The following is a 12556-nucleotide window of genomic DNA, read 5'->3' as shown; positions in this document are numbered from 1 at the left end:
CCGCGCCAGGTCCGGCTGAGCATGGGTGGCAGGACCGGCGTGTGGGCGTTCAGGGCCGCCTGCGTGGGGTCAGGTGTGACCCGGGGACTCACGAGGGGGGCCGCGGCCGCAACCAGGAGCGATCAGCGTGCGCGGCTGGGCCATGACGCCCACCAGGGCTGCGACCGGCTGGAACTCAAAAAGGCCAGACGTCTGGCCAGGCCTTCAGTGACGCTCCGGCGGCCGCGGCCCGTTGTTGTGCGGTGGTCCACGCCTGCCGACACGTGCGCTCAGGCGACGCTCCTTGTTTTCGGCGAAACGGGCGACCCAGTCCGCCCCCGCAGCCCACCGCCAAGGGAACGGCCGGCCCCCGGGCCAGCGGCTGGCCGTTTCATGTTCAGCGTGCCCGGGTCCATCAACCGCTGCACTGCGTCCGATGGCGGCCACTGCTCCTCATCCAGCCCGCGCAACAGAGCGCCCACAGGCCACGCGTCCCAGCGCGGCTCCACGTTGATCAGCCAGCCGTCGACGCCGGTGTATGGCCCGCGCTCAACACAGGTCCAACCGCTGACGCTCGTCCCACTCAGGTCCAGCTCAGGCGCCGGGTCCGGAACGCCCACGGCACGCGCCCACGCCGACGCGGCCCAGCGCGGCAGGTGATCCCTGCCGACTCCCAGGGCACGGTGTTCTTGGAGCGTTCTTGGAGCACTGTGTTCTGACCTCAATGTGCTGTTCTCCCACCCGAAAATTTCCGCGAAAGGGGGTGGTGCCAGAGTCGAGGGGATGAAATCCTTTCAGCACCCCGTCAGCCTGCCCGTCGGCCAGCTCCTCACCCTGCTGCTCCTGGCGGCGGACATGATGCCCGAAGAGGCCCTCGAAGCGCGCTGCGAGCGCGCCGCCCGTCACCTGCTTCGCCAGGAGGTGTACGTCGCCGAGGACGAGATCCGCTGCCCCCACACCGGCCAGCTGGGCCGCCGCAGCCCACAGGGCCAGCAGATCCGCCGTCTGCTGGAGAACATCGCCGAGGGCGGTCCGGTGCCCACCGCCCAGGGCCTCGCGAAAGGAATGCGGCTGCTGCCCCTGCAGCGGCACCTGCGACTCGGGACGAGAAAGACGCCGACGAGCCTGATGCAGATCTTCGAAGAGGGCGCCATGCTCGACCACGTGGCACGGGTGGTGGTGGACCTCGGGGTGGGCAGCCATCCGAACTGGACGTGGTGGGACGCCGAGGTGGTGGCCACGTCGAGCGACGGCGTCCAGTGGCTGATCCAGCGGGTGCGGAGGGGCGCGCGCTTCGGCGGGCGCTCGGAGCCGGCTCAGGGCGGCTACCTGTACGGCGAGGATGATGGCAGCCCGTGGGTCCTGACGGTGCCAGTCCACGTCAGGACGATGGAGGAGGCGCAAACGGCGCTGGCACAGGCGCGGGCCCGCGCAGTGCAACCCTGAGCGGGTGGCACGCCGAGGACAACACGTCTTGAAAACAGACAGAGCGGCGCGCCATAGGCGCGCCGCTCTCTTGGCTAGACCATCAGGTGACGCACCTCGCGCCGCCACGGCTCGTCATCCCACCCGTCGCCGTCGCGCACCAGCTGCCAGGTGGGGTAGGCGTCCCAGTCCAGCGCGATATCGATCAGCCAGCCACGCTCGCCAGCGTAACTGCCGCGCTCGATGTAGGCCCAGCCGGTGACGCTGGCGGTCACCAGCCTCGGATCGAGGTCGGGTTTGGCGCCGCCGGCCGCGTGCCACCACACCTGCGCGGCCCACGGGGGTAGACGGTCGATGCCGACTTTGACGATGCCTGGAACGCCGGCGAGGGTCAGGTCACCTGGCGTGGCCGGCACGATCAGCCCCTCCCCCGCCACTGCGGCAGGCTGCTGCGGCGCTGCGAGATCCCCGCGCGCAATTCGTGCCCGCCGCCCGCTCACCGCCTGTTGGACGAGGCCCAATGGTGCGGCCGCCAGCTCAGACAGCGCCAGCAGGGCCAGGATCTCGGCCTCGTCGCCGCGCTCCGGGTGGTCCGGGCCGCCCAACAACGCCGAGAGCGACGTGGTCACGCCGAGTTGCACCTGTTGCAGGGCGGCGCACTCGAGGCGGTGCGTGAGTGCACTCAGCGCGTCCAGGGCGCGTTCCTGAGTGGGGGTGGGGGACAGCGGAATGGTGTACTCGTGATGGTTCGGGGTCATGGGTTCTCCTCTGTAGAGTGCGGCTGGCCGAGGGCCAGCGCGCGGGTGATGGTGGCGGCGGCGTAATCGAGGCCATCGCGGGTGGCGCGACGGGTCCAGCGCTCGGGGCGGTGCAGGGCGCTGCGTGCCCACAGGCGGCGCAGCTGGTCCGGATCGTGCGTGTACCAGCGCAGGTGGGCGAGCAGCGCCAGATCGGCCCGGCTAGGATCGTTGCCGTGTGTGGACAGGTCACCGTGGTCAAACAGGTCCGTAAAGCGCGCGCCGTTGCGGGCACTGCGGGCACGCCGCAACACCGCCTCGTCGTCCAGGTCATTCGGGACAGGGCACGCGCGCGCGGCCGGCGATGTGACCTGAATCAGCTGGCGGTGCAGCGCGAGCAGCGCCTCCGGGTGCGGCGCGACGTCCGCTGGCGTTCCGGGCAGGCGCTTGCCGGTCATCGCCAGATACCCGCAGTCGATCAGTTCGACGCCGATGCCAGCGACATGCCCGCGCCGCCCTGCCGGTGGCAGTCGGCCGGCCACGACGACATGCAGCCCCTGCCCGGAAATGCTGAACTCGGTATAGCTGGCCAGCGGGGCCAGCAACTCCAGGGCCCCGGGGAGGGGACGGCCCCGTGTCACGACGTCATCGAGATCCAGGCCCACCAGGGGCACGCCGCCCAGGTTGAGCTGTGGCCCCAGCACAACGCCGATCCCGTCACACCGTCCAGCACCCAGCAGGCTCAGCGCGTCTTCAAAGGTCAGGTGAAAGCGGCCATCCAGGGCGTTGACTGGATACAGCCGCCCGGCCCAGCGGCAGGGCACCTTGCCCCAGCGTCCGGACGCGCGCCGGCGCAGTTCATACGGCAGGTAGGCGCGCATGGACCGAAGGGCGTTCGGCCAGCCCGCTTCCAACTGCGCCACCTGGCCTGGTGTCACGGCCGTCTCCAGCGTGGGGGGATCGGCAACGGTGCCGGCGTCCAGGTCAGCCCGCGTGCCACAAGCTGCGCCGCCCCGCGCTGATAAACGTTGCGCGCGCCGTTGTGGTCCCGGTCCAGGCACAGCCCGCAGACCTGACAGCGCCCCTGGCGTCCCCGGTAACGCACCGCGCCGCGCGAGCCACACACCGAACAGTCGGCGCTCGTCCACGCGGGGGGAACCCACACGGCCATCCGGTGCACCGGATCCAGCCGGAAACAGTCGAACAGAAACTGCTCGTAGAGTCGGGTGCCCAGAAAATCGGCCGCTGCTGGGTAGTCCTCTCCCCGCCGATGCATTCCCCCGAAATCGGTCTGTTCGACGGCCAGCGCCGCGAACTGCAGAAACCGGGTCAGTCCAGCCTCGAGAACAGGTCCCAACCGGGTGCGGTGCAGCAGCTGATGGCGGCGCAGCCGGGCGTAGGTCAGGTCCTGAGGTTGCGTGAGCAGTCCAGTGGACGGCCCTGGCATGGCCGGTGCCCACGGGCGCTGCAGGCCCACCGGCATCGGCGATCGTCCATGGCTGTGGCGGCCACTGACCCAGGCCCAGAGCGAGCGCACTCCGGGATCGAGCGCCACCAGATCCTGATACAGCGGCGGCGTCAGACTGGCCACCCGGAACGCCCAGGCGATCTCGTAGTCGCCCGCATCGCTGCGGTGCAACTGCGCCGCTTCCGCCAAAGTCAGGGTCAAGGCTGGGGGTGTGGCCGGAGGGTCACTCGGCCGCGCACCGAGGCCGCTCTCGATCCGCCCGTAGCGAGCCACGTGGGCCAGGTAGCCCACGTCCGCTTCGGGATCCCCAGCCAGCAGCCTGGTTTCCAGCGCCTCCCGCAGGGTACTCAGATGGCCGCTGAACGTCCGCCGCCACATCCGGACCGCCGCCGTTGCCGGGCCAGGCAGGAGAAACAGCGGCGTCCGGACGAGGCCAGGAACCCCGACGATCTCGGCGTGCAGTTCGCCCACGGGTCGGGCCAGCCCCCCCAGGGCGAGGGCGAAGTCAGGCGGCGGCGTGAGCGGGATGGCGTTCGGTGGGGCCACCGGACCGAGGCGCTTGAGGGTCCGGCCAAAATCGCTGACCAGGCCGCCGAGCGTGGCGCTGCCGAGGTGTGCCCGCCAGCCGCGTTCCCGGGCGAGCACCTCGAGTTCGCGGCGGCGCTCGGCGGCGCTGCGCCGGGGCAGCCTCACGGGGGCCCGGCTGGTGGGGGGTGGACTGGCGGCCAGCGCCGCCACCCGCTGCATGGGTTGTGGTTGGCCTATCGCCTCGAGCCGGGCGTGCAGCGCGAGGATGGTCCAGAGGTGGTGGCCGAGGTGCCACAGGGTGTCGAGCGCGGCGGTCTGGTCCGGGTCCGGGTGCAACGCGTGTCGCACCCGCAGGTGGGTTGATGCAGGCATGTCGCCTCCTTGTGTCGTGTTGTGGGCGTCAGGACGGCGCTGCGAACGGACCGCTGTCGTGGCGCACCCACCGTGGTTGCTGTGGGTTCTTCACGGCCTGCGCGGGTGCGTCTCGTTCATCCATCGGCGCGTCTCCTTGGTCTCTTCACGACGTTTCCCCTTCCCTCCCTCTCGCTCTGCAGGGCTTGTTGGCTCTCCTCCTGGCGCTTTGGTCCCCTCTCCCCGTGCCTACATCTTTTGCCGTCCCACCGAACGAACAGACCTGCTGGTCTGGTGCGGGTGATGCGTTGGGCCGTCCACTTTCGCCGTGCAACGCGCACCTCTCCTGGCGTGCGGCACCGTGTGTCCCCTGGCCGCGCTGCACCGCCGTGGTTCACTCTCGGCGACGTGCTGGTCTGCCGTCTCTCTCCGTGTGCGGACGGTGTCGCTGCGCGGTGGACTGGCCACCCGCCTGTCCTCACTGCGCTGCGCCGCTGTCTCCCGGCCGGTGTTGACCGCCGTTGTGTTGGTGCACCTGTCGCACTCCAGCGTCATGTTGCGTCTGCTGCAGCGCTGTGCTGGAGCCTGGGTCTGCGTCTGCTGCCGCGCGCGCCGTGACCCGGATCTGCGGACGCCTTTGCGCTGTGCGCGCCCGTTGCGGCCTGGCTGGAGGGGCCTCAGGGACAGGCGGGGGCCCATGAGACCATGAATGGAAATTTGGCCCACAAAGCGGGCGATCCAACCCGTCTGGAACAGCCTTTTCTACGGAAAAGTTGGAGAGGAGATCTCTAGGACTGTTCTGATAAGGAAGGTGGCGCAGTCAATGGTTCCGCAGCTTTCACGTGAGAACGTCAGACCAGCAGCAGGGTGGTGGGGCGTCGGTCCCCAGCGCTGCGGGTAAAACCCAGGGGGGCGTCGAGGTTGCTCGGAAATGACTGTCGCTGCCCGCGCTCCGGGCTGTGCACAGACGCGACGTGCATCAGGTGTGTGCTGCCACGCCGTGCCGTCATGCGTCGTCTCGGTTGCCGATGTCGTGTGCTGCCGATACCGGCGTGGTGGCTGCTGCATGGTTCTTCTCGTCTGTATGTGTTGTGTCCTGTAGAACGGCGCAACTGCTCCCCTTCGATGAATCGGCGCAGCCACTCGGTCTCTGCAGGCCCCTTCCCCTTGCCGTCCCTGTGCGCTGCGGGGCCGGTTGGCCTTCCTGACGCTGTACGCCCTCTCCCCCGTCCTCGCATCAGTTACCGGCTCACTGCAGCGTGCGGCGGCTGGTCTGGTTTGGGTGTCGCACTGTCCAGTCTGTTTTCTGCAGCGCGCGGTCATCTCTTTTTAAGTTCGGTGCAGGCTCCGTCCTCTCACAGCGTTACGCGGTGGCTCCCTCCCACTAGCGCGCCATGCTCTCCCCCCACCCGGCGGACGCGCGAGGTCACGGCCCATGCGGGCTTCACCGCGTCTGCCACCCCCTGTGCTGGGGGTCACCCTGTATCCGTTGTCGTGGTGCCGATCACCGCTTCTGCTTGCATGCACGTCTGTACCGATACGGCCTGGTTTGAGGCGACGTTCGGTCCGGCTTGGGCTGGGCCAGAGGAGTGGCACTCGCGATGAAACCGTCAGTGACCACCCAGCGTACAAAGTGGAGAATTCAGGCCGTCTGGAACAGTTTTTATGCGGAAATGCTGAGCAGGAGATCTCTAAGACTGTGCTGAGCAGAAAGCTGCCGCAACCGGCGAACTCAGGAAAAGTAAGATCGGCAGCGGGCGAATGCCGCTGGCCAGCACCGCCTTGAGCTCGTTGTCGCGCTGCATGCGCGAGAAGGCCAGCAGGATCGAGAACAGCACCGCCAGCACCAGCGTCTTGTTCAGGCTCTGCGGCAGGATCGACAGAAACGCGGCCAGCGCCTGCGTGACCGGCGGGTGGTAGACCAGCAGCTTGCCCACGGTGCTGCTCAGGGCGTCGGTCATCAGCAGGGTCAGGAACAGCGCCACGCCCCCCAGATACCAGCGGGCGATCTCGCCGAGTACGGTTCGGGTCAGGATGGGCGTGGGCCTCTCCCCCGCCCCGGTCCCGGAACATCAAAAAGCCCCCTCCACCGGGGAGAGGGCTGCCTCAGCGCAGGGCGCCGCTACCCGGCCTGCGAGGAGCCCGCAGCCTCCCCAGCCCAGCCCCGGCGCTCGTGGCGGGCCAGCCGCTCGTGCAGCTGCAGAATGGCGGCGTTGCCGTGGGCGCCGCGCTCGGTGATGGCCTGGGCGGTGGCGGCGTCCAGGTAGGCCAGCCGCAGCAGTTCGGTGCTGCTCAGGCCGTCGCGGGTGGCCTTGACGCCCCGCTCGCGGCGAATGCCCGCGCTGTCCATGCCCAGCACGCTACGGTTGCTGATGCTGCCCAGCTGCCCGTACACGTTGCCCTCGCCGCCGTGGCGGGCCACCGTCGCCATCAGCTCGCGCCGGGCGCCGGTGCTCTCCAACCGGGACGCCAGCCAGCGCCGCGCCTCGGGGTCGGCGCTGCGCTCGGCGATCTGGGCGGCCAGCTTCACGTCGCCGCCCATCGCGCGGGTCAGCAGGTCCTGCGCCCGCCGGCGCCAGCGCCGTGCTTGCGGGGTGTCCAGCACAAAGGCCAGCCGGGTGAACTCGGGCAGGCTCAGGGTGGCCTCAGGGCCGGCGCCGAAGTCGCGGGCCGGCGAGGTCAGGTCATGTTCTGCGGCCAGCGTGGTCCAGTCGAGATCGGTCAGGCCCAGCTGGGCCAGGGCGGAGGAGGCGAGCAGGAATCCGTCGGCGCTGATGGGCAGCCGGACGGTGCCGAATTCAAGGGTCAGCGGAGCGTTTTTCATACGAAGAGTATAGCATAGATTCTGTTTTTAGCGTAACGAATGGCGGCCTGCGAAAGCCCGCCCGACAACCAGCAGCACGGCATTTTACGGTTCTCAGCCTGGCTAGCGCGGGGCATAGACAGAGTCCGTTCAGGCGATCTCGATGCGGTCCCGGCCTCCGGCCTTGGCGCGGTACAGCGCGTCGTCCGCCCGCGCCACCAGCCGGGTCAGGTCGTCGCCCACGCGGCTGGCACTGACGCCGAAGCTGGCGGTCAGCAGGCCGACCTGCGGGTGCGGCGAGGCCGCCAGCAGCTGCCGCACCGCCTGGGCGCGGCGCCGCGCCCCCGCCTCGTCCGCGCCGGGCAGCACCAGCATGAACTCCTCGCCGCCCCAGCGTCCTGGCGTCTCGCCCGGTCCCGCCGAGGCCCGCAGCAGGTCCGCGACGTGGGCCAGGGCGCTGTCCCCGGCCAGATGGCCGTGCTGGTCGTTGACGCGCTTGAAGTGGTCGAGGTCGAACATCACCACGCTGACCGCGCCCGCGCCGGGCGGCTCTCCGGCGGCCTCCAGCAGCTCCGCCACCTGCTGGTACATGCGGCGGCGGTTGGCCAGCCCGGTCAGCGGATCGGTGGAGGCCTCATGCTCCAGCCGCAGCTGCGCCTGGGCCTGGGTCACGAAGCGGGCCTTGTACCACGCCAGGGCCTGCAGCAGCAGCAGGATGGTGCCGGTGGACAGGTACAGCTGCGCGCTGGGCAGCGCCCCGGCCAGGCCGCCCTGGCGCGCACCCAGCAGGCTGGCCCCCACCGCCAGCACGAAACTGCCCAGCGCCAGCAGCCCCGCCCGGCGGGCCTCGAAGGTCAGGTGGCCCAGCACCGCGTTGGCGATCAGCATCAGCAGCATGCTGAAGGTAGCCTGCGCCGCACTGGCCGTTCCCCCCACGCCGCCCTCATACGCCTGCACCACGACGAACACCAGGTTGACGGCGATGATGATCCTGAGCGCGCCGTCCAGCGGGCTGCGCCGCAGCACCCGCACGATGGCCCACAGGCACAGCAGCGCCGTCACGGCGTACAGCCCCAGCAGCTCGGCGCGGGCCGGGGCGCTGCGGGCCTCCAGCACCCCCAGGATGGTCAGGACCGGCAGCCCGCAGGCCAGCGCCGCCAGCGCCAGCCGGCGGTGCAGGGCGTGCCTCAGCTCGTCCCCCGGCGCGATGACAGGTCCGGTGGCCGGCGGGCGAGCCGGGCCGCCGGTGCCGTCCGATGGCCCACCAGCAGACCGCGGCGGGGCGGGACGGCCGGACCGGTCCGGGGCCGGAAGTCGCATCCACACAGTTTAAGGGGCGGCGGTCACACGAGTCTGACCGCGTCCACTGCGGCAACCGCCGTTCAGGGGTAGCGTCCCAGCCGCTCCACCAGCAGCGCGAAAAAGCCGTCGGCGTCCACCGCCGTCGCCACCCGGACGTTCTGCGGCTGCCCGGTCACGTTCCACACGTCGGCCACGGTGCGGCCCGCACTTGGGCCGTCGGTCAGGTCCACCGCGACGTGCATGGGGCGGGACTCGAACAGCTCCGGGCGCAGCAGCCACGCCACGGTCATGGGGTCGTGCAGCGCCCCGCCCTCCCAGCCGTAGCGCTCGCGGTGGTGCTCGGCGAAGAATTCCAGCAGCACCGCCGCGAACTCGCCCACCCGCGTGCCCAGCGCCCGGAACGCCGCCACGCGCGCCGGGTGCGCGATGGCCTGATGCGTGACGTTCAGGCCGAACATGGTCAGCGGGGCGCCGGACGTGAAGACGACGTGCGCGGCGTGCGGATCGGCCAGCGCGTTGAACTCGGCCGCCGGGGTCCAGTTGCCGGTGTCGGTGCTGCCGCCCATCCACACCACCCCGCGCACCAGCGCCGCGATGTCCGGCGCGAGGCGCAAGGCCAGCGCCAGGTTGGTCAGCGGCCCGGTGGGCACCAGCACCACCTCACCGGGCCGGGCGCGCACCTGCTCGATGATGAAGTGCGCGGCGTGCTGCGTCTCCACCCCGCGCGTCGGCGTGGGCAGGTCCGGGCCGTCCATGCCGCTGTCGCCGTGCACCGCCTCGGCACTGATGCGCGGCCGCACCAGCGGGCGGTCTGCCCCGGCGTGGATGGGCACATCTGCGCCGATCAATTCACGGGTGATGCGGGCGTTGAGGGTGGTGCGGTCCAGGCCCACGTTGCCGAACACGGTGGTCAGGCCCAGCACCTGCAGTTCGGGGCTGGCCAGCGCCAGCAGGATGTTGAGGGCGTCGTCGTGGCCGGGGTCCCCGTCCAGAATCACGGGCAGCGGAACAGCAGCGGAATCGGTCATGCCGCGCATTGTGTCATGGGCTGCATTGTGTGACCACTCCCCACACTGAAGTGCGGGGCTCCTCAGACGACGGTATGCGATACCCCGCTCCCGTTGACGCCTAAAGGGACGGCCCGTCCCAGGATGTTCTTTGCGGCGTTCCAGTCGGCATGGTCTTCATGCCCGCAGGAAACGCACCTGAACACCTCGTTGTCGCGGTTCTCCCGGCACGTATGCCCGCAGGCGTTGCAGCGCTGCGAGGTGTCCTGCGGGGGAACCCGAACCACCACGCGCCCAGCACTCTCAGCCTTGCCGCGTAAGATGTCGAAGAATGCACTCCACCCGACATCGGAGATGGAGCGCGCGAGGTTGGACTTGATCATGTTGGACACCTTGAGGTCTTCGTGGGCAATCAGGTCGTGTTCGCTCACCAGTTTCCGGGCGGTCTTGTGGTGGAAATCCTGCCTTGAGCGGCGAATCTTCCGGTGCGTCTTGGCGACCTGTTGCACGGCGTTCCGGCGACGGTTCCCGCCCTTCTTGCGGCGGGACACCGTGCGCTGCTGAATGCGGAGCTTCCCCAGGGCACTCCCCAGGTGTCGGGGGTTGTGGACGAACTCGCCGTCTGAGGTGATGGCGAAATACCGCGTCCCCACATCCACGCCCACCGTGCTGCCCGCCTGCGGGAGCGGATTGACGTGGACTTCGCAGGTGTATACGGCGTACCACTCACTGCAGTCGTGGACGATTTGCAGCGTCTTGGGCGTCCCTTCCAGCGGACGGTGAAACTTGCACTTCACCGAGCCAATTTTGGGGATGTTGATGCGCCTCCCCTCGTCCACGGGCTTACAGAAAAATGGATAGCCCAGCCAGCCAAAGGGCGGGGTGCGAATGCTGAGTGTTGATGCTGGGGCGCTACCCACACACCGCCCCTCCGTGGTAAACTGTGGAAGTGCCGACGCCCTATCTTCACAAGAACATCTCTGTCTCGCTGCTGCGATACCACTTCGTGTGGTGCCCGAAGCGGCGCCGGAAGGTGCTGATTGGGAATGTGGCGCTGCGGCTGAAGGAACTGTTGGAAGAGAAGACCGCTGCCCAAGGCTGGGAAATCGTGGCTCTGGAAATCATGCCCGACCACGTTCACCTTTGCCTCGGCACCGACCCGGACGTGTCCCCGACGCAGGTGATGCATGCCCTCAAGGGCTACACCTCCCGCGTGCTGCGTCAGGAGTTCCCGAAGCTGCAAACCATGCCGTCGCTGTGGACACGCTCCTACTGGGTCAGCACGGCGGGCAACGTCAGCGCAGAAGTCATTCAGCGATACATCGCAGAACAGAAGACGAGGGACTGAATGTTCAAGGCATTTCGCTACCGTCTCCGCCCCACGAAGGCTCAGGAAGCCGCGCTGAACGAACAGTTGCGTCTCTGCCGCAACCTGTACAACTGCGCGTTGCAAGAACGCCGGGACGCCTACCGCAAGGCCGGGAAGACCGTCACTGGGTACGACCAGATGAAGGACCTGACGGAAATCAAGGCCGCGCTGCCGGAGTACAAGGGGGTCTACAGCCAGGTGCTGCAAGACGTTCTCAAGCGGCTGGACAAAGCATTCAGGGCGTTCTACCGCAGGGTCCAGGAAGGCAGCAAGCCCGGCTACCCCCGGTTCCAGGGCCGGGACAGGTACGATTCCATCTGCTACCCGCAGTCGGGATTCAGCGTTTCGGACAAGACCGCTTTCTTCTCCAAAATCGGGAACATCCGAATCCGGCTGCACCGCCCGTTGGAAGGCAAGGTCAAGACTGCGACCATCACGCGGGACTGCGGCGAGTGGTCCGTCTCCTACATCTGCGAGGTGGACGCCCAGCCGCTTCCCGAAACGGGAAGCTCGGTGGGGGTGGACGTGGGCACCACCTGGTTCTGCATCACCTCGGATGGGGAGTTTGTGGAGAATCCCCGACATTTCCAGACCGCCATGAAGAAGCTGCGGGTCGCTCAGCGTGCGGTTGCCCGCAAGAGAAACAAGCGCAGCAACCGCAGGCGGAAGGCCGTTCAGCGGGTCGCCAAGCTGCACCGCAAGGTCGCAAGGCAGCGGCTCGACTTCCACCACAAGACCGCGCTCAAGCTCGTCCGGGAGAACGACCTGATTGCTCACGAAGACCTCAACGTCGGCGGGATGGGGCGGGGCACTCTGGCCCGGTCTATCCATGATGTGGGCTGGGGTCAGTTCTTTTCTCTCCTTTCCCAGAAGGCAGCATGGGCCGCTCGGAAAGTTGTTCGCGTAGACCCCCGGTACACCTCGCAGGCGTGCAACCAGTGCGGCCACACCTGCCGAGAGAACCGGGCGAGTCAGTCGCGGTTTCGGTGTGTCGCCTGCGGGCATCAGGAGAACGCAGACCTGAACGCCGCGCGGAACATTCTGGGGCGGGCCGCCCCTTCAGGCATCAACGTAGCGGTAGTCAACGCAAGCGTTGCCTGAAAAGCCAACGGATTTATTAGTTGGTAGGTCACGCAGGTTTAACACTCGGCCCGTGGGGCCGCGCAAGGTAAGCTGCACGCCAACTGTCCTGGCCCCAACTGGCTAAACTGTGGTCATGAAGGGCCTGAGAGAATTTATTGACTGGCTCCGGGAAATCCTGAGCGGCGCACCGCAGCCCCAGCCAGTCCCCATTCCCGTCCGTGTGCGCGACCGCTGACGGCCCCCACCCCCACACCTTCCGCCCACCTTTCCGGTGGGCGTTTTGCTGGGGCGGAGGCGGCCAGAGGGTTGAGGGTTCGGGCATACCCCTGTGGCCGGGCCACCTGACTGACCAGGCCACAGACGGCTCTCCCCCAACCTAAGTAGATCGCGAATAAGAAGTAGAATTAGGGATGGGTCGTCCCGCACGACAGATCGAGATCAGCGAAGCCGCCGACCAACAGCTCCATGCACTGGAGTTCAATGTGCATGTCCACCCGAAAGTGC

Annotated in this window: 11 protein-coding genes; 3 read left to right on the top strand and 8 right to left on the bottom strand. The window is 68.4% G+C overall.

Features of this window, described 5'->3' with window-relative positions; all coding sequences use genetic code 11:
• The first annotated feature begins 762 nt into the window (after positions 1-762).
• Positions 763-1425, top strand: coding sequence for a hypothetical protein (locus FHR04_RS07635; protein ID WP_139402183.1), 663 nt, complete (start codon positions 763-765; stop codon positions 1423-1425).
• Positions 1426-1499: 74 nt separating this feature from the next.
• On the opposite strand, the gene FHR04_RS07630 is transcribed toward FHR04_RS07635, so the two are convergent.
• The 8 genes from FHR04_RS07630 to FHR04_RS07595 form a co-directional block, all read right to left on the bottom strand.
• The gene (locus FHR04_RS07630) at positions 1500-2162 is read right to left on the bottom strand and encodes a hypothetical protein (protein ID WP_139402181.1); all 663 of its coding nucleotides are present in this window, start codon (positions 2160-2162) and stop codon (positions 1500-1502) included.
• Positions 2159-3079 (bottom strand): phage NrS-1 polymerase family protein, encoded by a 921-nt coding sequence (locus FHR04_RS07625; protein ID WP_139402179.1) that lies wholly within the window; start codon positions 3077-3079, stop codon positions 2159-2161. Before FHR04_RS07625 ends, FHR04_RS07630 begins: the two co-directional genes overlap by 4 nt.
• Positions 3076-4509 (bottom strand): zinc ribbon domain-containing protein, encoded by a 1434-nt coding sequence (locus FHR04_RS07620; RefSeq protein ID WP_139402177.1) that lies wholly within the window; start codon positions 4507-4509, stop codon positions 3076-3078. Before FHR04_RS07620 ends, FHR04_RS07625 begins: the two co-directional genes overlap by 4 nt.
• A gap of 1670 nt (positions 4510-6179) precedes the next feature.
• A complete protein-coding gene (locus FHR04_RS07615) occupies positions 6180-6497 on the bottom strand; it encodes an LptF/LptG family permease (protein ID WP_476699082.1) in 318 nt (105 codons plus the stop codon).
• Positions 6498-6610: 113 nt separating this feature from the next.
• Positions 6611-7312, bottom strand: coding sequence for a DNA damage response protein DdrC (ddrC, locus tag FHR04_RS07610; protein WP_139402173.1), 702 nt, complete (start codon positions 7310-7312; stop codon positions 6611-6613).
• A gap of 129 nt (positions 7313-7441) precedes the next feature.
• On the bottom strand, positions 7442-8611 hold the full coding sequence (locus FHR04_RS07605) for a GGDEF domain-containing protein (protein ID WP_139402171.1): 1170 nt from the start codon (positions 8609-8611) through the stop codon (positions 7442-7444).
• 62 nt (positions 8612-8673) lie between these two features.
• Complete coding sequence (locus FHR04_RS07600; RefSeq protein WP_170213891.1) at positions 8674-9621, bottom strand: nucleoside hydrolase; 948 nt, start codon at positions 9619-9621, stop codon at positions 8674-8676.
• A gap of 62 nt (positions 9622-9683) precedes the next feature.
• Positions 9684-10520 carry an RNA-guided endonuclease InsQ/TnpB family protein gene (locus tag FHR04_RS07595; RefSeq protein ID WP_249039027.1) on the bottom strand — a complete coding sequence of 279 codons (837 nt, stop codon included), beginning with the start codon at positions 10518-10520 and terminating at the stop codon, positions 9684-9686.
• Between the two features lie 29 nt (positions 10521-10549).
• Here FHR04_RS07595 and tnpA point away from each other — a divergent pair, with 29 nt between their 5' ends.
• Positions 10550-10948: an IS200/IS605 family transposase gene (gene tnpA, locus FHR04_RS07590; protein ID WP_139402168.1), complete on the top strand. Its 399-nt coding sequence runs from the start codon at positions 10550-10552 to the stop codon at positions 10946-10948.
• Positions 10949-12070 (top strand): RNA-guided endonuclease InsQ/TnpB family protein, encoded by a 1122-nt coding sequence (locus FHR04_RS07585; protein ID WP_139402166.1) that lies wholly within the window; start codon positions 10949-10951, stop codon positions 12068-12070.
• The last annotated feature ends 486 nt before the right edge of the window (positions 12071-12556 follow it).

The sequence above is a fragment of the Deinococcus radiopugnans ATCC 19172 genome (assembly GCF_006335125.1).
GTDB lineage: Bacteria > Deinococcota > Deinococci > Deinococcales > Deinococcaceae > Deinococcus > Deinococcus radiopugnans.
The sequence above is the reverse complement of the archived record's forward strand: the minus strand, read 5'-3'. Positions and strand labels throughout refer to the sequence as shown.

Coding starts and splice junctions, on each gene's coding strand:
- FHR04_RS07585 (WP_139402166.1), top strand. CDS start 10,949: ATGTTCAAGGCATTTCGCTACCGTCTCCGCCCCACGAAGGCTCAGGAA.
- FHR04_RS07630 (WP_139402181.1), bottom strand. CDS start 2,162: ATGACCCCGAACCATCACGAGTACACCATTCCGCTGTCCCCCACCCCC.
- FHR04_RS07620 (WP_139402177.1), bottom strand. CDS start 4,509: ATGCCTGCATCAACCCACCTGCGGGTGCGACACGCGTTGCACCCGGAC.
- FHR04_RS07635 (WP_139402183.1), top strand. CDS start 763: ATGAAATCCTTTCAGCACCCCGTCAGCCTGCCCGTCGGCCAGCTCCTC.
- FHR04_RS07600 (WP_170213891.1), bottom strand. CDS start 9,621: ATGACCGATTCCGCTGCTGTTCCGCTGCCCGTGATTCTGGACGGGGAC.
- FHR04_RS07605 (WP_139402171.1), bottom strand. CDS start 8,611: ATGCGACTTCCGGCCCCGGACCGGTCCGGCCGTCCCGCCCCGCCGCGG.
- ddrC (WP_139402173.1), bottom strand. CDS start 7,312: ATGAAAAACGCTCCGCTGACCCTTGAATTCGGCACCGTCCGGCTGCCC.